This is a genomic window from Bowdeniella massiliensis (genome assembly GCF_023634005.1).
Taxonomy (GTDB): Bacteria; Actinomycetota; Actinomycetes; order Actinomycetales; family Actinomycetaceae; genus Bowdeniella; species Bowdeniella massiliensis.
Genome location: NZ_JALIQR010000005.1, coordinates 112,097 through 135,737 on the forward strand (window position 1 = coordinate 112,097; position 23,641 = coordinate 135,737).

Below are 23,641 nucleotides of genomic sequence, written 5' to 3' on the forward strand. Positions count from 1 at the left end.
CACTATCCATAACACACGGGCGGCCCGGTTTGTTCCCCGAGTGTGGATACGAGATCGAGCGCGGCCCCGGCGGCGACCGTTCGCACGCGATCGCGGTCCCCCTCAATCGCGAGTTCGCGCACCAGCAGGTGGTGATCAACGCAGGCAGCGACGTAGACGGTCCCGGCGGCCTTCCCATAGGACGGGCCGGGGCCGGCAACTCCCGTCGTCGCCAGACCGAAGTCGGCGCGCAGCAGGCGGGCGGCTCCCAGAGCTAGTTCGGCGGCGACCTTGGGGTGGACGGGACCGTGGCGGCGCAGCAATTCCTGATCGACGCCGAGCAGCGAGTGTTTAATGTCGGTGGCGTAACAGACCACTCCCCCACGCAAAATAGCGGAGATTCCGGGGACGGTCGCGAGCGTAGAGGTGATGAGGCCGGCGGTCAGCGACTCGGCGCAGCCCAGGGTGCGGCCTTTAAGGACCTGGGCGACGTATTCGACCTTGGCGCACAGATCGTCGGGCGCGCTGCTCATGGTGTGCGGCGAGCGATCCGCCAGGCGGAAACGCAGTATTCGAGGCCCGTGACGACGGTGACGGCGAGCGCGGCCCACATGATGACCTCAGCGACGGTGACCATCGTGTGGCCAAAGCCGCCGAGCCCAAGGCCCGTCCACGGCACCAGCATGAGGGTAATGAAGAGCATTTGCAGCACCGTCTTCACCTTGCCGCCACGTGAGGCGGCCATGACGGAGCGGCGCACCATGAAAAAGCGTAGGACGGTGATGCCGAGCTCGCGCACGACGATGAGGATCGTCACCCACCAGGGAACGAGTCCCGTCGCTGACAGCAGCGCGAGGGCCGCGATGACGAGTGCCTTATCGGCGATCGGGTCCGCGAGCTTACCGAAGTCCGTGATGAGGCTGCGGCTGCGCGCGAGATGGCCATCGAGCTGATCGGTGGCGGCGGCGATCATGAAGGTGATCGTCGCCCAGATTTGGCTCGTCGTATCCCCCCGCAGGAACAGGTAGATAAAAACGGGCACGAGCAGGATCCGCACCACCGTGAGAACGTTGGCAATATTGAGCACGGGAACCTTGCCCGTTAGCTCCGATCGGTTAGATCCCACGCGTCCTCCTCACCGGCTGCCTCGACGACCTCGAGGTGGGCGTCGGCCGGATGGATCATCGTGTCCATCTCGTCGGCGGATGCCTCTCCTTCATCGTCGTCCTGCGCCTCGGTTGGCGCAACTTCCTCCCCGCGCAGCATCGCGAGCACGGTCGGCAGTTCTTCCGGCGGGACGAGCACATCGCGCGCCTTGGACCCCTCCGAGGGCCCGACGATGTCCCGCGATTCGAGCAGGTCCATGAGCCGGCCGGCCTTGGCGAAACCGACGCGCAGTTTGCGCTGCAGCATCGAGGTGGAACCAAAGTTCGAGGTGACGACGAGCTCCGCCGCGGCGAGCAGATCCTCGAGATCATCGCCAATATCCTCGTCGATCTTCTTCTTCGACGCCGTCTCCATCACATCGTCGCGATAGACCGGCTTCATCTGGTTCTTGACGTGATCGACGACGTGGCGGATTTCGGTTTCGGTGACCCAGGCACCCTGCACGCGCATCGGCTTGGCTTTGCCCGACGGGTGGAAGAGGGCATCGCCCTGGCCGATGAGTTTCTCGGCGCCGGCGGCATCCAGGATGACGCGGGAGTCCGCGAGCGAGGAGGTAGCAAAGGCGAGCCGGGAGGGCACGTTGGCCTTGATGAGGCCGGTGACGACGTCGACCGAGGGCCGCTGAGTGGCGAGCACCAGGTGGATGCCGGCGGCGCGCGCCAACTGCGTGATGCGCTGGATCGAGGCCTCCACATCGCGTGCGGCGACCATCATGAGGTCCGCGAGCTCGTCGACGATCACCAGGAGGTAGGGGTAGGGCGCGATCTTGCGTTCCGAACCCGACAGGGGTTTGACCTGGCCCTTGCGCACCGCCGCGTTGAACTCGTCGATGTGCTTGTAGCCGAACTGCGCGAGATCGTCGTAGCGCATGTCCATCTCGCGCACGACCCATTCGAGTGCCTCGGCGGCCTTCTTCGGGTTCGTGATGATCGGCGTGATGAGGTGTGGGATGCCCTGGTAGATCGTCAGCTCGACGCGTTTGGGATCGACGAGGACCATGCGCACCTCTTCCGGGGTGGCGCGCATCATGATCGAGGTGATCATCGAGTTGACGAAGGAGGACTTACCCGAGCCGGTCGCGCCTGCCACGAGCAGGTGCGGCATCTTGGCGAGGTTGGCGACGACGTAGCCGCCCTCGACGTCCTTTCCAACGCCGACGACGAGCGGATGCGTGGAGCGGCGGGCGACCGAGGAGCGCAGCACGTCGCCGAGCGCGACGGTTTCGCGGTCATCGTTCGGGATTTCGATGCCGATGGCGGACTTGCCGGGGATCGGCGAGAGGATGCGGACGTCGGCGGAGGCAACGGCGTAGGCGATGTCCTTGGCCATGCGCGTGACGCGGTCGACCTTCGTGCCGGTGCCGAGCTCGACCTCGTAGCGCGTGACCGTCGGCCCGCGCGAGAAGCCCGTGACCTGGGCGTCGATGGAGAATTCCTCAAAGACGCGGGTCAGACGTTCGACGACGCGGTCGTTGACGGCGGAGCGGACCTTGTGCGGCGCCCCCTTGACGAGCATATCGTCGGTGGGCAGTTCGTACATGACGTCGGAGCCGAGCGTCAGCTGCTCGGTGCGGTCCGGTAGCGGGTTGAGCGGCGGCGGGCTGAGCTCCGTCGCCGCGCCATCGCCGCCTGCCGCGTCACCGGCGGGTGCTCCCGTGGCGGCAGCGGCTGCTGCCCCTGCGGCGCCGGCACCAGCGGCCCCAGCGCCCGCGGCAAGGATGCGCGTCGCATCGTCATCGGCCTGGGCGTCAAAGACCTCGGTCTTCTTGCCGCGCGAGCGGCGCGGTTTAGCGGGCTTGGCGGCGCCGTCGAGTTCCGCGGCCTGCCTAAAGGGCTCATCGCCGTCGTAATTGTCCTCGACCTCAACGCTCTTGCGCCGGCGGCGGGCACGCTTGGCTAGCGCCTGCTGCCCGTCGGCATCATCGAAGGGCTCCTCCGCTGCGGGCTCGCCGCGGGACGACAGGTACATCGTCGTGTTGCGGAAAAAGTCCGGGATCGCCGACAGCGGCGTCGCGGTAATCGACATGATCGACACGCCAATGAGCAACAGCAGGATCGGGATCGCCGCGTAGTGCGTGAACAGGATCGACAGCGGTTCGCCAAATACCCAGCCGACGATGCCGCCGGCGGATTCGACACCCGCGAAGTTCTCCAGCAGGTTTGGCCGCCCCTTGAAGATGTGGATGAGGCCGGCGATGCACGAGATGAGAATGGCGAGTGCGATCGCGACGCGGCCATTGGCGGCGACGTTTTCCGGGTGCGCGATCAAGCGCACCGCGATGATGACGAGCAGGACAGGCAGCAGCACGGCGAGCAAGCCGACGAGTCCGGCGGAGGCGTGATGCAGGATCGCGCCGGCCGCGCCGGACAGGTTGAACCATTCGCGGATCGCCACGACGATGGCGAGCGCAATGAGGGCGACGGCCCAGCCATCCCGCCGACGGGTGGGGGCTTCGCTCTTCGCTGCTGAGGCAGACGTGCGTTTGGACATGATATTCAGACGTTACCGTGAACTGGGCGCTGGCCGCGGGCCGCCACCCCGGGCGGCGACGTTGTTTTCGGCCTCACGTTTGTATCCGCGACTTCCTCGCGCGCGTGCGCGTGCGCGCGTGTGCGTGCGCGCGGGTGGGCGCGTGCGGATGCGCGCGTGCGTATGTGCGCGCGGGTGCGCGAGTGGATCCGCACACGAGGGGCGAGCAACTCCCCCACCCGGGACCCTGCTAATGCGCCGCGAGGTAATCGTCGATCTCGCTGCGGCTCGGGCAGCGCGCCGGGCCTAGCCGCTCCACGGACATGCCCGCCGCGACGTTGCCGCGCCGGATCGCCTCGATCAAGTCCAGGCCGTCCATGAGCGAGGCTGCCACGACGCCGGTGTGCGCATCGCCGCTGCCCGTCGTGTCGACGACGGTGAACGAAAATGCGGGGACGCGCTCCGGTACCGCGCCGGCACGCACCTGCACCCAGCAGCCCTCGGAGCCGGCCCGCACGAGCGCCTGGCACTCCTCGGAAACAAGCGAGCGGATCGCAGCAAACCGCTCCGAAACGCCCGTCATGTCGGCCACCAGTCCGGCCTCGCGGCGGTTGAGCGAAATGAGGTCGCAGCGCGCGAGCACCGGATTCAAATGCTCGGGCGCAATCTCGTTGACGATCGGGCCGGTGTCGACGATGAGGCGGACGCCCTCGGGCAGGTTGGCGGCAAATCGCGAGACGACGGGCGCCGAGCTCGGGTAGGCGAGGTCGTAGCCGGAGACGTAGACGACGTCGCCTTCGCGCACGTCGATCGAGTCGAATTCGTCGTGGCTGGGCTCAGCCTCCACGCCGAGCGTCGTAATAAAGGTGCGTTCCCCGTCGGGTTCGCGCAGCGTCAGGCACAGCCCGGTATCGCCGACGAGGGTCTCCCCGACGTGCTCGATGCCCTCGGCTTCCAGCGCGAGCCGCACCTGCGCGGAGTTTGCGCCGGTGCCAAGCGGTGAGGCGAGCAGCGTCTCGATCCCCTGGCGGGCGACGGCGGATACGACGTTGAAACCGCCCCCGACGACGGCGCCCGCGCTCTTGGCGATCACGTCGCCGCCGCGCGTCGGGAAATGCGGCAGGTTCATTGGCAGGTCGAGAACGCAGCTGCCGGTTGAGATAAATCGAGCCATGGTGCCTACTTCATGACGACGGCGGGAATGATCATGGGCCGGCGCCGCAGCCGCTTGGAGGCGAACTGCCCGACGACGCGGCGCATCGCCTGCTGCAGCGCATGCTCCTCGTTCACGCCCTCGGCGAGCGCCTTATCGAGCGCCTCGCGCACCTTGGGTTCGATCGCGGTGAAGACCTCATCACCCTCGGCCACGCCCTTGGCTTGAATGCGCGGGCCGGCGAGAACCTCGCGCCGCGCCACGTCGATGACGGCGAACACGGAGATAAAGCCCTCCTCAGCGAGGATCATGCGGTCCTTGAGCTCGGCCTCGGTGATCTCGCCGATGGAGGAACCGTCGACGAAGACGAGCCCACACGGCACCGCGCCGACGAGTTTCGCGACGCCGTCCTTCACATCGACGACGCCGCCGTCTTCGGCCAGGATGACGTTCTCGCGCGGCACGCCCGTCGCGGTGGCGAGGTTGCCGTTGGCCACGAGGTGGCGGATCTCGCCGTGAATCGGCATGACGTTTTCCGGCCCGACGATGTTGTAGCAGTACAGCAGTTCGCCGGCCGAGGCGTGCCCGGAGACGTGTACGCGCGCAATCCCCTGGTGAATGACCTTCGCGCCCAGGCGCGTGAGCCCGTTGATGACGCGCGAGACCGAGTTTTCGTTCCCCGGGATGAGCGAGGAGGCAAACAGCACGGTATCGCCCACGCCGATCTCGATCTTGTGGTTGCGGTTCGCCATCCGCGCGAGCGCCGCCATCGGCTCGCCCTGCGAACCCGTCGCGACGAGCACCACCTTGTCATCGGGCAGGTCCGCGAGCTTGTTCAGCTCGACGAGCACACCCTCGGGCACGTTCAGGTAGCCCATCTTTTCGGCGATGCCCATGTTGCGCACCATCGAGCGGCCGACGAAGGCGACCTTGCGGCCGTGATTCTTCGCGGCGTTGAGCACCTGCTGAATGCGGTGGACGTGGGAGGCAAAGGAGGCGACGACGATCTTGCCGGGCGCCGCACCAAACACCGAGTCGATCACCGGCCCGATTTCGCGTTCATGCGTGGTAAAGCCCGGCACCTCGGCGTTGGTGGAGTCGACCATGAATAGGTCGACGCCCTCGTCGCCAAAGCGTGCGAACGCGCGCAGATCGGTGATGCGTCCGTCGAGCGGCAGCTGATCCATCTTGAAGTCGCCGGTGTGCAAGACGTTGCCGGCCTTCGTGCGGATCATGACGGCGAGCGCGTCGGGAATGGAGTGGTTGACGGCGACGAACTCGCACTCGAAGGGCCCGAGCTGTTCGATGTCGCCCTCGGAGACGGTGAGCGTCAGCGGCGTAATGCGGTGTTCGGCTAGCTTGGCCTCGATGAAGGCCAGCGTGAGGGAGGAACCAATGAGCGGAATGTCCGGCTTGAGCTTGAGCAGGAAGGGCACCGCGCCGATGTGGTCCTCGTGGCCGTGGGTCAGGACGATAGCGAGCACGTCATCGAGCCGGTCTTCGATGTAGGAAAAATCCGGCAGGATGAGGTCGACGCCAGGCTGATCATCCTCGGGGAACAGGACGCCGCAGTCGACGATGAGCAGGCGGCCGTTGATCTCGAAGACGGTCATATTGCGCCCGACCTCGCCAAGGCCGCCGAGCGGAACGATCCGCAGGGTGTCGTCGGCTAGCGGGGGCGGGGCAGGAAGTTCACTGAAGAGGGCAGTCACGTCGCTAATTCTACGAGGTCTGTCCAATCGGAGCGGCCAGCAGCCCGCATCCGGGCCGGCCGCTACAGGTAGTTCAGCGCTTCCATCGCGCTGCGCAGTCGCGCGACTTGGGCCGACGTCGCCGCCGTCAGCGGCAGCCGGAATGAGGCGGCGGGGAGGTGACCCTGCAGCGCGACGGCGGTCTTGGCCATGACCGCGCCGAGCCCCTCGCCCATGACGGCATCCACCAGCGGCAGCACCTCGTGGTGGATCTCGGCCGCGCGCTCCAAGTCTCCCGCATCGAGCGCATCGACCATCGCGCGGTAGCGATCGGCCGCGACGTGGGCGACGACGGAGACGACGCCCACCCCACCGTGCGTAAGGAAACCGAGATTGAGCGCATCATCGCCGGAATACACGGCCGTGCCGGTCGCGCGCCCGCGCGCGATCCCGCCCACGACGTCGCCCGTCGCCTCTTTGAACGCCACAATCTGCGGATGCTCGGCGATCTGCTCGGAGCACTCGGGGCCGATCTTCACCCCGGTGCGTCCCGGGATGTCGTAGACCATGACGGGCACGCCACCCGCGTCAGCGACCGCGAGGATATGAGCCGCAATGCCCTCCTGGCTCGGCTTGTTGTAATACGGCGAGACGACGAGCAGCGAATCCGCGCCGGATTCCACGGCCTGCTCCCCGATCCGCACCGCGTGCTTCGTATCGTTGGACCCCGCACCGGCCATGATGCGTGCCCGGTCGCCGACGGCCTCTTTCACGACGCGAATGAGCTCGTTCTTTTCCGGGGTGTGCGTCGTTGGCGACTCCCCCGTCGTCCCCGACAGCAGGATGCCGTCACAGCCCTGCCCCACCAGGTGATCGGCGAGCCGTGCCGCCGCGTCAAAGTCGATTGATCCATCCTCGGCAAAGGGCGTGACCATCGCAGGAATGACCGAACCGAAGATTGCGCGGGCCTCATTGCGTTCCATGTCAGAAGGGTAGAGCCACGCATGTCGCACACAGGTGCCTGACCAAAGACTGGGACGATTGAGACATGCAGGTCATCAGCCACCGCGGCTACCACGCGCGCCACACCGAGAACACGCTGCCCGCAATCCGCGCCGCCATGGAACTCGGCGTCGCCGGCGTCGAGGTCGATATCCAGCTCGCCGGCGACGGCTCGATCGCCGTCATTCACGACGCGACGACGGCCCGGCTGTGGGCCGATCCCCGCCCGATCTCCGCCCACAGCGCGGAAAGTCTCGCGGCGCTTGGCACCGGCGAGGACCGCATCCCGACGCTCGACGAAGTCCTGCAACTCTCGGCCGATTACAACATCCCGATCATCCTGGACCAAAAAAGCCCCGAGGTCGCCCTCGCCGCCCTCGGCCTTCTCAAGCTCAAAGGACTCGAAGGCCGCGTCGCGTTTTGTGGCGAGCTGCCGGGCCTCATCGAGGTCCGCCAGCATTCCACGCGCACCGAGATCTATCTGAACGACGAGGGCCTTTTCACCCCGGACATTCGCATCCTCGCAAACCTCAAACCGAGCGCGATCAACCCGCAGTTTTTCGGGGTTAGCCTCGGCCTCGTGACCTCCGCTCACGCCTTCGGCCTCGACGTGTCCTGCTGGACGCCCAACAGCGAGCCGGAACTTCGCGCCATGGCCGCCCTCGGCGTCGACAAGGTCATGACCGACAACGTCGAGCTCGCCCTCGAGCTCGCGCAATGAGCCCCCTCGCACAGTGGCCGGCGGCCGCCGTCCTCACCCTCATCGCGGCCCTCGCCGTGACCGCCGTGGTTGCCGCGGTGAGTATTGTCCGACTGCGCAAGGCGAGCCATACCCACCGCGCTATGAGAGCCGAAGCCGAACGACTTCGCGCCCTGGCCAAGGATCGCGCCCAGCGCATTGCGATGCTCTCCCACGAAGTGCGTACTCCCCTAGCCCTCATTCGCGGCGCCGGCGAGCTCTTGCAGGACGGCTCGGCCGGTCCACTGACCGAAGAGCAGCAGCGTTTTACCGCGACGATCATGGACAACACGACGCACGTCATCTCGCTCGCGGAAGACCTGCTAACCCACGCTCGGTTGGAAGCGACCCTATTCGACCTGAATGTCGAGCGGCTCGATCTGCGCTCGCTTGTGCGAGCCACGGTTCGCGAATTACGCGCGATCCATACCGCCAGAATCCAACTCGATAACAGAGGCCGCCCCATCCCGGTTCTTGCAGATCCGCGCCTGTTACGAGAAGCCCTGTGGAACCTCGGAAATAACGCCATCCGCCATGCCGGAGCCAGCGCGGTCATCACGTTTCGAGTAACCGAGGGCGAGGGCCAGGCGGTGCTTGCCGTCGCCGACGACGGCCACGGCATCGATCCCTCCACCCGCAGGCGCATGTTCGATCCGTTTCACACCACCAGCCGCGACGGAACCGGACTCGGCCTCACGATCACCAAAGCTATCGTGGAGCTACACGGTGGAAACGTCCTAGTCGATACCGCTGCCCGCAGTGGCACGACGATGTATTTCACGATTCCGACGGCTCGGGAGGACAGCGATGAATAACGACGGCAGTGGTCGCATCCTCATCGTCGAGGACGAGCCTCAGATGGCCGACATCATCGCATTCGTCCTCGCCAAACATGACTTTGAGCCCACCGTCGCTACCACCGGAGAAGCGGGCTGGCGGACGTTGCGATCCAAGGACTTTGATGCCGTCGTCCTCGATGTCATGCTGCCCGACCTCTCTGGCCTGGCGCTGTGTTCGCGTATCCGAACCGCCAGCGACATCCCCATCATCTTTTTGTCCGCCCTCGGCTCCGAAGACGAACGCATCGCGGGTCTGGAGGCCGGGGCCGATGACTACCTTGCAAAGCCCTTCTCACCCCGCGAGCTTGCGCTTCGCGTCAAAGCCCTGCTTGCTCGCACGCGCACGGGTGGATCGCACGTCATCACGGTAGGTTCACTGGCCATTGACACAAGCCAACCCGTCGCGATCTATCACGATGATCGCCTCCAACTCACGTCGACCTCGCACGCGATTCTTCGAGCGCTCGCTGCCCGACCAGGTGAGGTCGTTACTGTCAAAGAACTCCTCAACGAGGTGTGGCAAACGTCCTCGGGCCTCGGTGGCAAGCAAATGGTGAAGACCGCCATCTACCGGTTGCGGCAAGAACTCGGCGAGGCGGGTGACCTCGTCGCGACCCGACGAGGCGCCGGATACAGCTTGAAGAAATAGCGACCCTTTCTCCTTTATTTTCGCCAGGTCACGCAACCGTGACCTTTTGTAACCATTTCTTGCTCCCGCACGCGAGATAGCAGTGGCACGCTGCAAGTATCACCACTCAACGAGGAGAACACCATGAAGCTCAAAGCTCCCGCCCTCACCGCCAGCGCCTTGGCATTGACCCTCAGCCTCGCCGCATGCGGCTCATCTGACGGCGATGGCTCATCCGATGGAGGCAGCGGCCAGATCACCATCGCCTGCGGCGCGATGGAGGACCTGTGCCAGAAGTGGACCGAAGCGTTCACTGAAAAGACAGGCATCAAAGCAAACTTCGTCCGCTTGTCATCTGGCGAGACGGTCGCCCGCCTCGCCTCTGCCAAGGACAGCCCCGAATTCGATGTGTGGCATGGCGGCCCCGTCGATGGTTATGGCGCCGCAGTAGAGCAGGGCCTCATCGCTGAATACGCCTCCCCCGAGGCCGAGGCGATCCCCGATAAGTACAAGGATCCGAACCACATGTGGACCGGCGTCTACGTTGGCGTCCTCGGTTTCTGTTCCAACCAGTCGGTGTTGCAGAACCTCGGAGTTGAGCAGCCCAACAGCTGGGATGATCTGCTCGACCCGAAGCTCAAGCAGCAGGTCTCCACCGCCCACCCCTCGACCTCGGGAACGGCATTCACCACGCTGTGGACCCAGGTCGTGCTCAACGGCGGCGATGAGGGCGGTCTCGACTACATGAAGAAACTGCACCCGAACGTCTTGCAGTACACCAAGTCCGGTACCGCGCCCGGGCAGGTAGCCGGACGCGGCGAAGTGGCCGTAGGCCTCGTCTTCTCCCACGACTGCGTGAAGTACAAAGAAGAGGGCATGAGTGATCTCGAGGTTTCCTTCCCCGAGGAAGGAACCGGCTACGAAGTCGGCGGTGTCGCCATGATCAAGGGCGCCAAGAACGAGGAGGCTGCAAAGAAGTACATCGACTTCGCGATCTCCACTGATGCCCAGAATATTGGGCAGACCGTCGGCTCTTACCAGGTGTTGACGCACCCCGATGCCAAGGTCGATGACCGCATGGTCAAACTCGACGACGTCAACCTCATCGACTACGACTTCGCCAAGGCCGCCGCCGAAAAGCCCGGACTGACCGCGAAGTTCGACGAAGAGATCGCTGCGGCGCCGCGCGACTAGATTTCCTGAAGGCTACTCATGAGCACAGTCGCTCACGTGCCCGGAGCCCCCGCCGTCGTACCACGTCCGGCGCGGGGCTCCGCCCGCACCCGTGTGAAACAGGATCCGGTCACGATCTCGCTGATCGTCGCCGTCGTCCTCATCTTGTTACTCCTCGTTGGAATGCCACTGGCGCAAATCCTCGCCAAGGCCTTTGGTGAGGAGGGACTGTCCGCGCTGAAACGGATTTTCACTTCCCCAGTGAATCTCCGCATCATCCGCAATACCGTCGTTCTCGGGGCGCTCGTTGGAGCGATCGGGACCGCCGTCGGTTTCCTATTCGCCTACGCGCAGGCTCGCCTGCAGTTCCGTGGCAAGCGAATCCTGCATCTGATCGCGTTGCTCCCGATCGTCTCGCCTCCGTTCGCGGTCGCGACGGCGGCCATCACGCTTTTTGGTCGCAACGGAATCGTCTCTAAGCAGTTCCTTGGCATGCCGTGGAACATTTATGGTCTCGACGGTCTGACACTCGTATTGTCGTTGTCCTTCTTCCCGGTCGCGTACATGAACCTCCTTGGCATGTTGCGATCACTCGATCCAGCGATGGAAGAGGCAGCCGCGTCCTTGGGAGCGTCGAAATGGAAGATCTTCCGGACCGTAACGCTGCCGCTCCTCGTGCCCGGTTTCGCAGCGTCATTCCTCCTGCTCTTTGTGGAGGCTATTGCGGATCTCGCCAACCCACTCGTCATCGGTGGCGACTTCACTGTCCTTGCCTCACGGGCGTATATCGCTATTACCGGCGAGTACAACACTGCTGCGGGGTCCGCATACTCCTTGGTCCTTCTTATCCCGGCGCTGCTCGTCTTCATCGTTCAGCGGTACTGGACCGGCCGAGCATCCACTGTCACCGTTACCGGCAAGCCAGCCGGCCAGGGGAAACTCAACACGTCCTGGAAAGCACGCGTTCCGATCCTCACCGGTGTTGGAATCGTAACAGCCCTGGTCATCACTATTTACGCGGCCGTCTTTATCGGAGCATTCGTGAAGATCCTCGGCGTCAATAACACCTTCACGCTGGATAACTTCACCTACCTGCTTTCGGGAATCGGTAACGATGCCATCATTGACACGACAATTCTGGCCCTCATCGCAACCCCGATTGCGGGTATCCTCGGCATGCTCATTGCCTGGCTTGTGGTCCGACGACTCAAGCGTGGCCGAGACCTGCTCGACTTCTTCGGCATGTTGGGTCTCGCTGTGCCTGGAACCGTCATTGGTATCGGTTATGCGATCACCTTCAACACTCCCCTGAAGATCGGAGGAGTCACCGTCCTACCTGCGGTTGCCGGCGGCGGAGCTATTCTCGGCGGTGCCATCGCTATCGTCATGGTCTTTATCGCGCGGTCGATGCCTGCTGGACAGCGTTCGGGCATCGCGGCGCTGCAGCAGATCGATCCGGCAATCGATGAGGCCGCAACGTCGCTCGGAGCCTCCGGTCTCACGACCTTCCGAACCGTGACGCTACCGCTCATCCGGCCGGCCTTCCTGACCGGTTTGTCATACGCCTTTGCTCGATCCATGACGACACTGTCACCGATCATTTTCATTACAACGCCGCACACACGGATCATGACGTCGCAGATTCTCTCCGAAGTCGACGCTGGTCGCTTTGGTAACGCTTTCGCCTTCTGCACCATTTTGATCGTCATCGTTATGACCGTCCTTGGCCTTATCAACCTGGCTGTCCGTGGCAACCCTGCGGTTAAGGCCCCCATCACCCCCGCAGGAGCATGAGATGACTGCACATACTGACACGATTGAAGAATTCGAGCAGACCGAGGAAACAGGTCGACTGAAACTCGACGTGCTGAGAAAAACTTTCGGCTCGGGAGACTCAGCTGTCCATGCGGTCGACGGTATTTCACTCGATATCAACCCGGGAGAATTCGTCACGCTGCTAGGTCCTTCCGGCTGCGGAAAGACGACGACCTTGCGGATGGTCGCGGGATTCGAGGACGCGACTAGCGGGCGTGTCGAACTCGACGGCGTCAATCTCGTCGATCAGCCGCCCAACAAGCGTCCAATGGCCATGGTGTTCCAGTCCTACGCGCTCTTCCCTCACCTTTCGGTCCGGGACAATATCGCCTATGGATTAAAGCTCAAGAAGCTACCCGCCGAAGAGATCAAGGAGCAGGTTGAACTGGCACTGACGTCCATGAATCTCAACGCACTTGCCGACCGTGCCCCTAACCAGCTATCTGGCGGGCAGCAGCAGCGCGTCGCCCTCGCCCGAGCAATGGTGATGCGACCGAAGGTTCTCCTGTTCGATGAGCCCCTGTCTAACCTCGATGCCAAGCTCCGCGTACGCATGCGCCAAGAAATCCGGCGCCTGCAGCACCGACTGGGAATCACGAGCTTGTACGTGACCCACGACCAGGCAGAAGCGATGAGTCTGTCAGACAGGATCGTCGTGATGAATGCTGGAAAAATCGAGCAGGCTGCCTCACCCGATGAGATTTACCGCCGTCCAGCATCCGAATTCGTCGCAGACTTCATCGGACGAGCAAACTTCCTGTCAGCCGAGGTGTTACACAAAGCTGGCGATAGTGCGACTGTTAAGGTCCTCGAACGTGAGTTCACCATCCCTGCCCATCCCGACGTCGAAGTTGGTCGACCTGCGCTCGTACTTGTCCGACCGGAATCAGTGCGGTTAGAGAAGGTCGCCGCCAACGGCTCGACGAACAATGTTGTAGGCGACCATGGACAGGTTCTGGCTGCGGTTTTCTACGGCGAGAACGTCGAATACGAAGTCGAAACCGAACACGGCACGATCGTCGTGATCGAATCCGATCCGGATCCCGCCCAGATTCACGAGGAAGGCAGCGAAGTCCGAGTCGACTTCAACTCTGAGCGCTCCTGGCTCTTACCTTCTCAGGGCTAACCGGCTACAAAGAGCGGCCGTCTCAGTACTACGTTCTGAGGCGGCCGCTCTCTTCTGTCCTGGCCGTTGTTCTCCACAGCCCGCCTCCCGACGCCTCTCGCATTCCCGTTGTGGTGGGTCTTCGATTTTCGGGTGTTGACGTGCTGGTTTGATCGTGGTCAGTCGCTTGCAGCACCCCGCAGCAGGCACAGATCATCCGGTTTGGAGGGAGGCGCATCATGGACTTGCATCCACTGTTTGAGGCAGCTGGTCTTGATGTGCCCACCAGCCACCCGGCCGCTGGTACTGCTCCTGTCGTGTCGGAAGACCTACTCAATCTCGGGATCGGGATCCTCGCCGCAGCGGTCGAGAACGGTGTTGACCTTCCTGAGGCGCTGCATAAGTTGATCGCGGCCCGCAACATCGAACGCGCCTACAACGCCGTGGCCACACTGCGGACGCAGATTATTGCGGCAGCAGACAAGGCGGGTGCTGCCGAGATCGATGGCCTGTCTATGGCGGACGTGATCGCTGAAGAACGCCGCATCCCGAAGAATGCTGCCACCAGCGAGATCCGTACCGCACGTAGCCAGGCTGAGTTTCCGAACGTGTTGAAAGCCGCCGCAGCTTCCCGTATCTCGCAAGAGAACCTGTATACGGCGGTTAAGACGTTGGAGAAGATGCGGCCCCACTACAGCCAGGCCGAGTTCCCCCACGTCGAAGCAGCCCTCATTAGAGAGGCGGAGACTCCGGTGCCGGGTGAGTTCCGTAAGAAATGCCGCACCACCTTAGAGATGCTCGACGAAGCCCTACGTAAGGCCAATAACGCGGCGACCGCGAAACGTAGGAAGCAGTCCTTCCAGGATCGCGGGCTTGCCATCACGCTGATCCAAGACGGTGAGTTCGGAGCGAACCTGTTCGCTCACATCCCCGCCGAATATTTACGTATCTTGATGCCAGCGTTGGAGAAGAAGGCCGAAGCCATCGCCAGAGCCCAACGCCACAGCAAAACCCGCAAAGCCGCCGACCGTAAAACCCGGCTACTGGATGCCTTGTTCACCACCATGACCGGCCACTACCCACCCGAGCCCGACGACCTCACCCACCTCACCGGAAACGACACCGGCACCGGCCAGGACCCGACAGATCAAGATCCTTCCAAAGATCTCTTCGACGGCGTCGAGTCCTTCAACGACGAAGACCCATCTGATGGTCAGGACCCGTTCGATGGGCAGGATCCGTTTGATGGTCCCGGCCCCTACGGCGACCAGGACCCGCACGATGACAACGACCCCTCGGGCGATGACAGTGACGGCCCATCCGGTAATGGCGGTGGGAACCCGAGCCCGAGCAACCCGGGTGGCAATGGAAGTCATGGAGCCCATATGGAGGGCCCGGAAGCGGACTCCTTTGAAGATGATGCCGAGTCGCTTATCGACCGCATCATGGCCGGCGATGACTTCACCAATGGCGACTCATCTCGCCCCAGCGCTACGAAGTCGGTAGCTACCGGAACCGGTGCGGAAACTGCCGAGTTGACGCCTGCACCGCCGGCTCCTCCGATCCTTGCGGACCCCTCGGTGGCGTTCCCGGAGCGTACCCGCCACATTTGGGACACGCGCGAAGCAGACCGAGGACGAGAAACCCGCCTCGCCTCCAAAAAACTCCGAAAACTCCTAGCCCTCCGGGACGGGGGATGTGTCTTCCCGATGTGTACCGACCCTCCCGAAGGATGCGTGGCCCACCACATTATTTCCTGGGAAAGCGGCGGCCCCACCAACCTCACCAACCTGGCCTTGGTGTGCTCACGGCATCATCCCCGAGTCGAAAAACCACCCGGCGACCCCAACAGCTGGACCATCATCATCGATGAGAACGGGATCCCAGCAGCTCGGCCACCCCGCAGAATAGATCCCGACCAACAACCGATCTACCATCCGCGCCTCACGCCGCCTGTCGTTGCCATCCCCAAACCAGGCGCACCACCCGGCCCAGACGATCAACCCCACGCCACCCCCGCGAACACCGATACCGCGATGACACCTGAGGCAACGCAGACAAGCGCGGCAGGACAGCCGCGCGGCTTCACCCTAGCCAACGACTGGCGCTTCGACGAAGCCCTGAACGGACCACCACCTTTTTGATGCGGGCAGCATTCCACTGCCAAAAGAAAGCCGCTCCGATACTTCAGATGAGAATCGGAGCGGCTTTTTTGCTGCCTCCCTTAGTCCAAGAGGCCGTGCTCGTACGCAAAGACGACAAGCTGAACTCGGTCGCGCAGGTCGAGCTTTCGTAGCAGCGCCGAGATATGGCTCTTGACCGTCGATTCCGAAGCGCCGATCCGCATAGCGATCTCAGCGTTCGATAGTCCCTCCGCAATAATCATCGGGACTTCGCGTTCTTTAGTCGTGAGGCCATGAAATGCCTCGGGCAGCTTCTCGCGAGTGCGGAAGCTACCCTCCATGAGCGTGGAAAGATCATTGGGGGCCAGAACCGCATTACCAAGATGGACCGTGCGGATCGCTTCAGCTAGCTGCGCCGGCGAAGCATCCTTCAACAGAAAGCCGGCCGCACCGTGACGAATGGCCGTCGTCGCACGGTCGTCGAGATCGAAAGTGGTCAAAATAAGGACGCGGACGTCGGAATTGTTGCCAACGATCCGTCGCGTTGCCTCCACACCATCCATGTCAGGCATTCGAATGTCCATGATGACGACGTCGGGCCGAAGCTCGTCAGCCATTGCCACTGCTGCTACCCCATCTTCTGCCTCGCCGACAACGTCGATGTCGGGAAGTGCTTTGAGTTGGATCGCAATCGCGGTCCGAAAGAGTGCCTGGTCATCGACGATGATGACGCGAATCGGAGTGTTCATTGGATTTCCTGATGTCGGGTGATGGGGATCGAGAAGTGGGACGTCACAATGTCGCCATCGCGCCAGACGCGCGCGGTTCCACCAACTGCGAGGGCCCTCGCCGTCATGGACTCTATTCCCATTCCGGATCCGTCCGGCGCTGGTGTTGCCGCCGCGCGGTTACTGACGTGGACCTGTAGGTTATCGGACCAGATCCACGCCACGTGTACCGGCTCAGATGGATCTGCGTGCTTGACGACGTTAGTGACGATTTCCTGCAGAATCCTGCGAATCGTCGTCGATAATTCCGGCGGGAGTGGTCGCGGTGTACCCGTCGAGGTTTCGACGACTTTGAAACCGGAGCCCGCGAGCGCCCGGAGCGGGGCATGAAGATCGCTCGTGTCCTGTTTGAGGTCCGCAAGGACGGTTCGAACGTCTCGCAGCGATGAGCGCGCGACGCCGGAAATTCGCTCCAGCGTGGCACGAAGCTCTGCTTCGGTGGTCACGAACTGGCCGGCCTCGGCTTGGGCGAGGATGACCGTCAGCGAGTGTCCCACGACGTCGTGCACATCGCGCGCGATGGCGCTGCGTCGTCGGCAGCAAGGCGCGCTTGCTGTTCCTCGATGAGGTCGCTTTGGCGCTCTTCGGAGGCAGCCGCGAATCTTGCAGCAATTCCCGCACCTAGCGGGGCTAGCAGCGGAAGCAGCACTAGGGAAACTGCCACGGTTGCGCGAGCCAAGGGGCTGGAGAACCGACCGATGATTGCGCGCAACGTACCCAGCAGCTCATAATCGACCGCACTGCCGAGACCCACGACGACGAGCGCCGCTAAGGGCACCGAGACCGCCGCGGCGATGACGGTCGTAAAGCTGCCGTAGCGACCAATGCCGTAGGCGATCCAGATCGCCAGGATCTCGATTGGTAGCGCCATGTGGCCAGCAAGCAGGTGGGCTCCCAAGGCGAGCCAGGTGAGGCCCAGCGCTGTCCCCGGCGAGCGGCGCGCTAGGGCCGCTGCTGCGAGCAGGCAGGCGCTGACGAGCATCATCGCGGCTAATTGCTGGCGGCTGCCGGGCGGCACCGTCAGGATCGAGACGAGCATTCCGGCAACGACGACGATCAGCTCGGGGTACCACGTCGTCGGCATTCGAGAGACGGGAAAACCTGCCGTCATCGGGCGCTCCGCACGAGATCGTCAACGAGTTGGGGGTAGCTGATGCCTGCGGCGGCGAACATGCGCGGCACCTGGGAGTGCTCCGTGAAGCCCGGGATCGTATTGACCTCGATCAAGACGGGGCCCGCGGGCGTTAAGAAGAAATCGATGCGGGCTAGCGAGCGGCACCCCAATGCGCGATACATCGTGAGCGCGCCATCCTCGATGCTCTGGCGCTCCTTGGAGGTCAGCTCGGCCGGGATCCGGAAGTCCGCTGCGCCGCCGTACTTTTCTTCTTCGTCGAATAGGCCGCCGCTCGCTACGACAATCTCTAATACTGGCCCGCACTGCACCGTGCCGTCGGGCAGGTCACGAATAGCGATATCGACCTCGCGCCCGATGATCCGCTCTTCGATCAGCACCCGGCGGTCAAATCGTTGTGCCTCGCGGATCGCGCCCGGAAGTTCTGCTGGCTCGCTGACGAGCACGACGCCGTGGGAAGAACCTGCCGCGACGGGTTTGACGACGGCTGGCAGGGCGACGTCGGCGGGGACCTCGTCGAGCTGCGTGATAAGCCGGCCGGGGGCGACGGCAATGCCCTGGGAGGTGGCGACGGCGCGCGTAGCCCACTTGTCCATCGCGACCGCGCTGGCGACGAGCGGGGAAAAGACGCAGGGAATGCCGACGAGTTCGGCCAGGGCCGCGATTGTGCCGTCCTCTCCGGCGGGGCCATGCATCGCGGGGAATAACACGTCGACGCCATCGAGTGCGTCGAGCGCACGAGCCAGGGATTCGCGCACTGACGTGCCGAGCGGCTCGCCGTCGCACTCCCACAGGCCATTCCGGGTTATTCGAACGTCTCGCACGCGGTGGCCGCAGCTCTGGAGTGCCGCGCGGATGCCTTCGGCCGAGGCGAGTGATACCTCGTGTTCGGAGGACGTGCCCCCGCCAATTACTGCGACGTCCATGGTGCCGCCTCCTCGTCCCTGTGCTCTTCACGGTACCGCCGCCGGGGACGATGACCGATCCCGGTAACGATGGTGTGCTCGATCGTGTGATCCCACGTTGCCCACTGCGCGGCCGTGGGCGCTATCCCGTCGTGGCCAAAGAGTGTCGCAATCTCGCCGGGTGGGACGGTATCGCCCGCAAGGTCGATCACGGTTTGATCCATCGATACCCGCCCCACGATCGGACGCTGTTTGCCCGCGAGCCAGACGTGGCCGCGGTTGGATAGCGAGCGCGGCACGCCATCGGCGTAGCCACATCCAAGGAGCGCGAGGGTCGTGTCGTGCTGTGCCTGCCAGGTGCCGTCGTAGCCGACCCTTCCGCCCGCGCTCACGCGATGGCAGGCAAGGACCGGCGCCCGAAAGGTGAGGGCGGAGGCGAGCGTGGTCGTACCAGAGGGATCGATGCCGAACAGGCCCGCTCCGATGCGGATGGCGACGCGCGGACCGGGGGCGGTGCCAGGACGATCGCAAGCCTGAGGTGTGGCATTGCGCGGGTGGCGCCGGTGCGGGCAGCTGCGGGCGCGCCAGTCCGTGAGGGCGGCAGCCGTCGCCGCGAGATGCACAATCTCGGGCCGAAGCCCGGCAACGAAGGCCTGGTGGTAGGAATCGGCGAAAAGCTCTAATCCCCCGTCGTTGTGTTCGGGCCCGAGTCCCGCGTCGGGTAGATGTCCCATGAGGCCGATCACCCGAATGAGGCCGGCGCGCTCCAGGGCGCGGGCCCGGTGGATGAGCGGCAGCAACTCCGAGCTGCGCGCGCCCTCGCGGTTCATGCCGCAATCGACGTGCAGGTGGATTCGCCCGGTGCGCCGCGTCGTGACGCAGGCGCGCGCGATGGCGTCGAGCACATCGAGGGTGCCGACGGCGATATCGAGCTCGGCGGCGAGCGCTGCCTCATGGTCATCGCCCGGCGAGATGAGCCAGGTGAGGATCGGAGCAGTGATCCCTGCCCGTCGAAGCCCGAGGGCCTCGTGGTACGTCGTCACGCCGAGCCCCGAGGCGCCGTTGCGCATCGCGGTGTGGGCGACGCGTACATCGCCGTGGCCAAAGGCATTGGCTTTCACGACCGCGATGACCTCGGCCATCGCTGCGAATCGTCGAACATTATCGGCAACTGCGGCCAGGTCGATAATGATTTCACTACGTCCATCCATACGATCAAGCGTGCGCGAATGGGCGTTTGTTGACATCACTCTGGTGGCCCGTTTCAGCTGGCTTTCGGGTTGGGCGGGCTAGCCAAAAGTACGACGGCGCCATCCCTCGGTAGGGTGGGAGCATGCCGTTGCCTGATGTTTCCGTCCGCCCTGCCCTTGCCGATGACGCCGAGGCGCTCTGGGCTATTCAACGCTCCGCCCTGACTGAGGACATCGCCGCGGCCTTCGGCGGCCAGGTCCCGGACGCCGCGCGGCAGCTGATCGAGGAGACGGACGGCACGTCCTCGTGGCGCCAGACGATTGAGTCGCTGCCGAAAAACTCCGCCGTCGTCGTCGCGCTGCGAGCCAATCGCGTGGTCGGTTACGGCTCGCTCGTTCCGCTGCCGGAGCCGGTCCAGACTCCGGACGGCCACGGCATCATCCACGCGGAGATTACCGGCCTGGACGTTCGCGGCGCCGATCAGCGCGCCGGGCATGGCTCACGGCTGCTCGCCGCCCTAATGGACTATGCCGACACGTTTGGTTTTTCCGGCGTTGCGACGTGGGCCGTTGCCGGGGAGGAAAGCCGCACCCGCTTCCTGATTTCCGCTGGGTTCGCGCCGCTCGGGATCAAGCGAGACCTCGACGTTGCCGGCCAGGTGCTGAGCCAGGTCGGGTGGTACACGCTCACTCCGGCGCGCGAGAGCTAGCGCGCTTTCTGCTGGATATCGTCCAGACTGACCCCGACGGGCCACACCTTCAGCATGGGGGTGTCGAGATTGGTACAGACCGTCGCGGGGTATTCCACGAACTGGTTGCCATGACCCCCGGGCGGGGTGATCGATAAACCGCTCACGTGCATGGGCTCGCAATCCGAACCGAAGGCGGACATGTCGCGCAGCTGCAGGGCGACGCTCAGTGCTCGATCCGGCGTGACGCGAAAGGACTCGGCTGTCCCCGGTTGTTGTTCTGCGGGATCCCCCAGCGGGGTGCCGTCGCTATCTTGCGAGAACGTCACCTTCGGATAGCCCTCGATCGTGCAGCTACTCGCATGCGCTGCATTGATGTCTACGACGATGAAACCGGCAGCGGCTCGTTCGTCGTCGGGTACCCGGACATTCAACACGAGGTCGGACGACACGCACGGAACCGCGGCGCCGCCTGACGTGGCTGACGGCACTGGCCGAGATATCGTCTCGGTACCCGCGCAGGCCCCCAGCATCAGGGCCGCGCCGAACACCGTCCCTGCGAGCATCCTCACCCCCTGATCGTACGCCCCTGGAGTCCCGCGTCGCCGTATGTCATAATCTGCGTATGAATGCAGATAACGAAAATGCCTGGGGTCATACCGATCCCGCGACGCACACGCCTGATTCGGCTGATGTGGAGCTCGCGGTCGAGGTGTTCTCGATGCTCGCGGACGCCACTCGGATCCGCATTATCTTGGCCCTGCGCGCGGGCGAGCTCCCCGTCAACACGCTTGCTGAGATTGCCGGGAAGTCTCCCGCTGCGGTCTCGCAGCACCTCGCGAAATTGCGACTGGCCAAGATGGTCCTCACCCGGCAGGAAGGCACGCGCGTCTTCTACCGGTTGGCTAATACCCACGCGAGCGATCTTGTCTCCGATGCCATCCACCAGGCCGAACACATCGTTGCGGCGGCGCCCGGCCACGAGCACTGATCGCCATGCTCGCCGTTCTCAAAAACCCGTCGTATGCCCGACTGTTCAGTGCCCAGGTCATTGCACTTATCGGGACCGGCTTACTGACGGTCGCGCTCGGATTGCTCGCCTTCAATATCGCGGGCGGGAATGCCGGCATCGTGCTGGGAACCGCCCTGATGATCAAGATGGTCGCCTACGTCGCCGTTTCTCCAGTGATGGCCGCCCTCACCGCGTCTCTCCCGCGCAAGCATGTCCTCATTGCCGCGGACATCGTGCGAGCATTGGTGGCGGTCGGCCTGCCGTTCGTGACGGAGACGTGGCACATCTACGTGCTCATCTTTGTGTTGCAGGCCGCCTCGGCGACATTCACGCCGACGTTTCAGGCGGTCATTCCCGAGATTCTTCCCGCGGAGCGTGACTACACCTGCGCGCTCTCGCTATCACGCCTCGCCTATGACCTCGAAGCGGCCCTCTCCCCCATGCTCGCGGCGGCGCTGCTCACGGTCATCCCGTTCAACGATCTGTTCATCGGGACGGTTGTGGGGTTCGTGGGTTCCGGACTGCTGGTGGCCCTCACGACCTTTCCACCGATGGCAGCCAGCGATGCGGCGCCGTTCGTTGACCGGCTGACGCGCGGCGTTCGGGTATTTGTGCGGTCCGCGGAGCTTCGCGCTTTGCTTGCGATCAATGTCGTTGTCGCGGCTTGCTGCTCGTTCGTGATCGTCAACACCGTCGTCCTGGTGCAGTCCTACCTCTCGCGCCCAGAACGAGATGTCGCGGTACTGCTCGCTGCTTACGGGCTGGGTTCCATGGTTGTCGCCCTGCTCTTGCCGCGGGCTCTTGGTTCGGTTTCGGATCGACCCATCATGCTCGCAGGTTCGGCTTTACTCGCCTTGACCACGCTCGCCGTTGCCGCGACGCTCAGCGCCTCGCCCGCAGAGCTGTCATGGACGAGGCTGCTGATCCTGTGGGCAATTTTGGGAGCTGCGACATCGGCGGTTTTGACCCCCTCGGCTCGCCTGCTGCGCAGAGGGTCGACGGAGTCCAACCGGCCCGCGGTCTTTGCAGCTCAGTTCGCGCTGTCGCATGCCTGTTTCCTTGTGACCTACCCGCTTGCCGGTAATCTCGGGGCGCGGATTGGATTGTCGTCAACGGCAGCAATCCTCGGCGGGATCGCCGTGGTTGCGGCAGTGATCGCCATCGTGGTGTGGCGTCCGGCGGCTACCGTCCCGGCAAGTCCATCACCTGGTCGAGGCCGTAGGTCAGCGGCTGCAACTGGGAAATCTTCCGAATCGCGAGCAGCACACCCGGCATAAAAGACGCCCGATCGAAGGAGTCCGTGCGGATAGTCAGCAACTCGCCGGGGTTGCCTAGCAGAATCTCTTCATGCGCGGTGAGCCCGCTGATGCGCAGCGCGTGAACCCTCACGCCGTCGATGAGGCCGCCGCGCGTGTTCTGCGGATCGTGCTCCGTCGCATCGGGCATCGGCGCGGAGCCGCGGGCCTCAGCGATCTTCTTCGCCGTCGCTTGGGCGGTACCACTCGGGGCATCCAGCTTGTTCGGGTGGTGCAGCTCGATGACCTCTGCAGATTCAAAATAGGGCGCCGCAAGCGCCGCGAAGTGCATCGCAAGAACGGCTGATAGCGCGAAGTTCGGCGCGATGATGACGTTTCGTCCGCTGTCTACAGCGGCTTGTCGCACGCTGTCGATGGCTTGTGGCGTCCATCCCGTCGTTCCGACAACGACATGGCATCCGGCGGCGAGTCCCGCGAGCACGTTGGTCTGCGCCGCCGCAGGGACAGTGAAGTCCACCAGGACATCTGCACCGCGCACGGTATCGGTCGAGATCTCGTCTTCGTGATCGAGCTCCGCGACGAGCTCGAGATCGTTAGCTGCCGAGACGGCCTGAACAACGGTGGAGCCCATACGGCCGTGAGCCCCGGATACGGCGACGGTAATCATGACCTAAAGGTAGCGGAATGGGCGCCTAACTCGCCGCGCGCTCATGTTTCGAGATCAGGTGTAACGCTGCCGGCTAGGCGGCGGCCGGGCCAAAGGGAACCGGCCAGGTCCGTTATGGG

General features: G+C 63.9%; 23 protein-coding genes. 10 read left to right on the top strand and 13 right to left on the bottom strand.

Annotated features, from left to right (window positions below; genetic code table 11):
* Positions 1-2: 2 nt before the first annotated feature.
* From MUN85_RS04735 to dapA, 6 genes are all read right to left on the bottom strand, one after another.
* Positions 3-512: a CinA family protein gene (locus MUN85_RS04735; RefSeq protein WP_092566151.1), complete on the bottom strand. Its 510-nt coding sequence runs from the start codon at positions 510-512 to the stop codon at positions 3-5.
* On the bottom strand, positions 509-1,105 hold the full coding sequence (pgsA, locus tag MUN85_RS04740) for a CDP-diacylglycerol--glycerol-3-phosphate 3-phosphatidyltransferase (protein WP_250505616.1): 597 nt from the start codon (positions 1,103-1,105) through the stop codon (positions 509-511). Before pgsA ends, MUN85_RS04735 begins: the two co-directional genes overlap by 4 nt.
* A complete protein-coding gene (locus MUN85_RS04745; RefSeq protein ID WP_250505617.1) occupies positions 1,081-3,636 on the bottom strand; it encodes a DNA translocase FtsK in 2,556 nt (851 codons plus the stop codon). The genes pgsA and MUN85_RS04745 overlap by 25 nt, the downstream gene beginning before the upstream one ends.
* A gap of 229 nt (positions 3,637-3,865) precedes the next feature.
* Complete coding sequence (locus tag MUN85_RS04750; protein WP_250505618.1) at positions 3,866-4,789, bottom strand: PfkB family carbohydrate kinase; 924 nt, start codon at positions 4,787-4,789, stop codon at positions 3,866-3,868.
* Positions 4,790-4,794: 5 nt separating this feature from the next.
* Complete coding sequence (locus MUN85_RS04755; protein ID WP_431603547.1) at positions 4,795-6,480, bottom strand: ribonuclease J; 1,686 nt, start codon at positions 6,478-6,480, stop codon at positions 4,795-4,797.
* Positions 6,481-6,542: 62 nt separating this feature from the next.
* Entirely contained in the window at positions 6,543-7,442 is a 900-nt protein-coding gene (dapA, locus tag MUN85_RS04760; protein ID WP_250505619.1) for a 4-hydroxy-tetrahydrodipicolinate synthase, read from the bottom strand.
* A gap of 65 nt (positions 7,443-7,507) precedes the next feature.
* On the opposite strand from dapA, the gene MUN85_RS04765 reads away from it, so the two are divergent.
* From MUN85_RS04765 to MUN85_RS04795, 7 genes are all read left to right on the top strand, one after another.
* Complete coding sequence (locus tag MUN85_RS04765; protein WP_250505620.1) at positions 7,508-8,182, top strand: glycerophosphodiester phosphodiesterase; 675 nt, start codon at positions 7,508-7,510, stop codon at positions 8,180-8,182.
* Positions 8,179-9,015: a sensor histidine kinase gene (locus MUN85_RS04770; RefSeq protein WP_250505621.1), complete on the top strand. Its 837-nt coding sequence runs from the start codon at positions 8,179-8,181 to the stop codon at positions 9,013-9,015. Before MUN85_RS04765 ends, MUN85_RS04770 begins: the two co-directional genes overlap by 4 nt.
* Positions 9,008-9,688 (top strand): response regulator transcription factor, encoded by a 681-nt coding sequence (locus MUN85_RS04775; protein ID WP_250505622.1) that lies wholly within the window; start codon positions 9,008-9,010, stop codon positions 9,686-9,688. The genes MUN85_RS04770 and MUN85_RS04775 overlap by 8 nt, the downstream gene beginning before the upstream one ends.
* Before the next feature lie 123 nt (positions 9,689-9,811).
* Complete coding sequence (locus tag MUN85_RS04780; RefSeq protein ID WP_250505623.1) at positions 9,812-10,861, top strand: ABC transporter substrate-binding protein; 1,050 nt, start codon at positions 9,812-9,814, stop codon at positions 10,859-10,861.
* An 18-nt stretch (positions 10,862-10,879) separates the two neighbouring features.
* Entirely contained in the window at positions 10,880-12,634 is a 1,755-nt protein-coding gene (locus tag MUN85_RS04785; RefSeq protein ID WP_250505624.1) for an ABC transporter permease, read from the top strand.
* 1 nt (position 12,635) lies between these two features.
* Positions 12,636-13,781, top strand: a complete 1,146-nt coding sequence (locus MUN85_RS04790) for an ABC transporter ATP-binding protein (protein ID WP_250505625.1) — start codon at positions 12,636-12,638, stop codon at positions 13,779-13,781.
* A 218-nt stretch (positions 13,782-13,999) separates the two neighbouring features.
* Positions 14,000-15,904 carry an HNH endonuclease signature motif containing protein gene (locus tag MUN85_RS04795; RefSeq protein ID WP_250505626.1) on the top strand — a complete coding sequence of 635 codons (1,905 nt, stop codon included), beginning with the start codon at positions 14,000-14,002 and terminating at the stop codon, positions 15,902-15,904.
* Between the two features lie 80 nt (positions 15,905-15,984).
* On the opposite strand, the gene MUN85_RS04800 is transcribed toward MUN85_RS04795, so the two are convergent.
* From MUN85_RS04800 to MUN85_RS04820, 5 genes are read right to left on the bottom strand one after another with little or no spacing between them, the layout of a single operon-like run.
* A complete protein-coding gene (locus tag MUN85_RS04800) occupies positions 15,985-16,632 on the bottom strand; it encodes a response regulator (protein WP_250505627.1) in 648 nt (215 codons plus the stop codon).
* Positions 16,629-17,180 (bottom strand): sensor histidine kinase, encoded by a 552-nt coding sequence (locus MUN85_RS04805; RefSeq protein ID WP_250505628.1) that lies wholly within the window; start codon positions 17,178-17,180, stop codon positions 16,629-16,631. Before MUN85_RS04805 ends, MUN85_RS04800 begins: the two co-directional genes overlap by 4 nt.
* Positions 17,153-17,782 (bottom strand): hypothetical protein, encoded by a 630-nt coding sequence (locus MUN85_RS04810; protein WP_250505629.1) that lies wholly within the window; start codon positions 17,780-17,782, stop codon positions 17,153-17,155. The genes MUN85_RS04805 and MUN85_RS04810 overlap by 28 nt, the downstream gene beginning before the upstream one ends.
* The gene (locus MUN85_RS04815) at positions 17,779-18,729 is read right to left on the bottom strand and encodes a D-alanine--D-alanine ligase family protein (protein ID WP_250505630.1); all 951 of its coding nucleotides are present in this window, start codon (positions 18,727-18,729) and stop codon (positions 17,779-17,781) included. Before MUN85_RS04815 ends, MUN85_RS04810 begins: the two co-directional genes overlap by 4 nt.
* Positions 18,714-19,919 (bottom strand): alanine racemase, encoded by a 1,206-nt coding sequence (locus MUN85_RS04820; RefSeq protein WP_250505631.1) that lies wholly within the window; start codon positions 19,917-19,919, stop codon positions 18,714-18,716. Before MUN85_RS04820 ends, MUN85_RS04815 begins: the two co-directional genes overlap by 16 nt.
* A gap of 122 nt (positions 19,920-20,041) precedes the next feature.
* Here MUN85_RS04820 and MUN85_RS04825 point away from each other — a divergent pair, with 122 nt between their 5' ends.
* On the top strand, positions 20,042-20,608 hold the full coding sequence (locus tag MUN85_RS04825) for a GNAT family N-acetyltransferase (RefSeq protein WP_250505632.1): 567 nt from the start codon (positions 20,042-20,044) through the stop codon (positions 20,606-20,608).
* Here the strand turns inward: MUN85_RS04825 and MUN85_RS04830 are convergent.
* The gene (locus tag MUN85_RS04830) at positions 20,605-21,153 is read right to left on the bottom strand and encodes a DUF4232 domain-containing protein (RefSeq protein ID WP_250505684.1); all 549 of its coding nucleotides are present in this window, start codon (positions 21,151-21,153) and stop codon (positions 20,605-20,607) included. The genes MUN85_RS04825 and MUN85_RS04830 overlap by 4 nt on opposite strands.
* Before the next feature lie 59 nt (positions 21,154-21,212).
* Here MUN85_RS04830 and MUN85_RS04835 point away from each other — a divergent pair, with 59 nt between their 5' ends.
* Together MUN85_RS04835 and MUN85_RS04840 are read left to right on the top strand one after the other, a co-directional pair.
* A complete protein-coding gene (locus tag MUN85_RS04835) occupies positions 21,213-21,578 on the top strand; it encodes an ArsR/SmtB family transcription factor (RefSeq protein ID WP_250505633.1) in 366 nt (121 codons plus the stop codon).
* Between the two features lie 5 nt (positions 21,579-21,583).
* Positions 21,584-22,876, top strand: a complete 1,293-nt coding sequence (locus MUN85_RS04840; protein ID WP_250505634.1) for an MFS transporter — start codon at positions 21,584-21,586, stop codon at positions 22,874-22,876.
* On the opposite strand, the gene dapB is transcribed toward MUN85_RS04840, so the two are convergent.
* Positions 22,782-23,522: a 4-hydroxy-tetrahydrodipicolinate reductase gene (gene dapB, locus MUN85_RS04845; protein WP_250505635.1), complete on the bottom strand. Its 741-nt coding sequence runs from the start codon at positions 23,520-23,522 to the stop codon at positions 22,782-22,784. The two genes, MUN85_RS04840 and dapB, sit on opposite strands and share 95 nt — an antisense overlap.
* Between the last annotated feature and the right edge of the window lie 119 nt (positions 23,523-23,641).

What these genes read in the sequence shown, in the direction of transcription:
- MUN85_RS04800 (WP_250505627.1), bottom strand. Translation starts at nt 16,632, where the DNA reads ATGAACACTCCGATTCGCGTCATCATCGTCGATGACCAGGCACTCTTT.
- MUN85_RS04750 (WP_250505618.1), bottom strand. Translation starts at nt 4,789, where the DNA reads ATGGCTCGATTTATCTCAACCGGCAGCTGCGTTCTCGACCTGCCAATG.
- MUN85_RS04770 (WP_250505621.1), top strand. Translation starts at nt 8,179, where the DNA reads ATGAGCCCCCTCGCACAGTGGCCGGCGGCCGCCGTCCTCACCCTCATC.
- MUN85_RS04830 (WP_250505684.1), bottom strand. Translation starts at nt 21,153, where the DNA reads ATGCTCGCAGGGACGGTGTTCGGCGCGGCCCTGATGCTGGGGGCCTGC.
- MUN85_RS04835 (WP_250505633.1), top strand. Translation starts at nt 21,213, where the DNA reads ATGAATGCAGATAACGAAAATGCCTGGGGTCATACCGATCCCGCGACG.
- MUN85_RS04775 (WP_250505622.1), top strand. Translation starts at nt 9,008, where the DNA reads ATGAATAACGACGGCAGTGGTCGCATCCTCATCGTCGAGGACGAGCCT.
- dapA (WP_250505619.1), bottom strand. Translation starts at nt 7,442, where the DNA reads ATGGAACGCAATGAGGCCCGCGCAATCTTCGGTTCGGTCATTCCTGCG.
- MUN85_RS04735 (WP_092566151.1), bottom strand. Translation starts at nt 512, where the DNA reads ATGAGCAGCGCGCCCGACGATCTGTGCGCCAAGGTCGAATACGTCGCC.
- MUN85_RS04780 (WP_250505623.1), top strand. Translation starts at nt 9,812, where the DNA reads ATGAAGCTCAAAGCTCCCGCCCTCACCGCCAGCGCCTTGGCATTGACC.
- MUN85_RS04840 (WP_250505634.1), top strand. Translation starts at nt 21,584, where the DNA reads ATGCTCGCCGTTCTCAAAAACCCGTCGTATGCCCGACTGTTCAGTGCC.
- MUN85_RS04790 (WP_250505625.1), top strand. Translation starts at nt 12,636, where the DNA reads ATGACTGCACATACTGACACGATTGAAGAATTCGAGCAGACCGAGGAA.
- MUN85_RS04810 (WP_250505629.1), bottom strand. Translation starts at nt 17,782, where the DNA reads ATGACGGCAGGTTTTCCCGTCTCTCGAATGCCGACGACGTGGTACCCC.
- dapB (WP_250505635.1), bottom strand. Translation starts at nt 23,522, where the DNA reads ATGATTACCGTCGCCGTATCCGGGGCTCACGGCCGTATGGGCTCCACC.
- MUN85_RS04820 (WP_250505631.1), bottom strand. Translation starts at nt 19,919, where the DNA reads ATGGATGGACGTAGTGAAATCATTATCGACCTGGCCGCAGTTGCCGAT.
- MUN85_RS04815 (WP_250505630.1), bottom strand. Translation starts at nt 18,729, where the DNA reads ATGGACGTCGCAGTAATTGGCGGGGGCACGTCCTCCGAACACGAGGTA.
- MUN85_RS04745 (WP_250505617.1), bottom strand. Translation starts at nt 3,636, where the DNA reads ATGTCCAAACGCACGTCTGCCTCAGCAGCGAAGAGCGAAGCCCCCACC.
- MUN85_RS04825 (WP_250505632.1), top strand. Translation starts at nt 20,042, where the DNA reads ATGCCGTTGCCTGATGTTTCCGTCCGCCCTGCCCTTGCCGATGACGCC.
- MUN85_RS04765 (WP_250505620.1), top strand. Translation starts at nt 7,508, where the DNA reads ATGCAGGTCATCAGCCACCGCGGCTACCACGCGCGCCACACCGAGAAC.
- MUN85_RS04785 (WP_250505624.1), top strand. Translation starts at nt 10,880, where the DNA reads ATGAGCACAGTCGCTCACGTGCCCGGAGCCCCCGCCGTCGTACCACGT.
- MUN85_RS04795 (WP_250505626.1), top strand. Translation starts at nt 14,000, where the DNA reads ATGGACTTGCATCCACTGTTTGAGGCAGCTGGTCTTGATGTGCCCACC.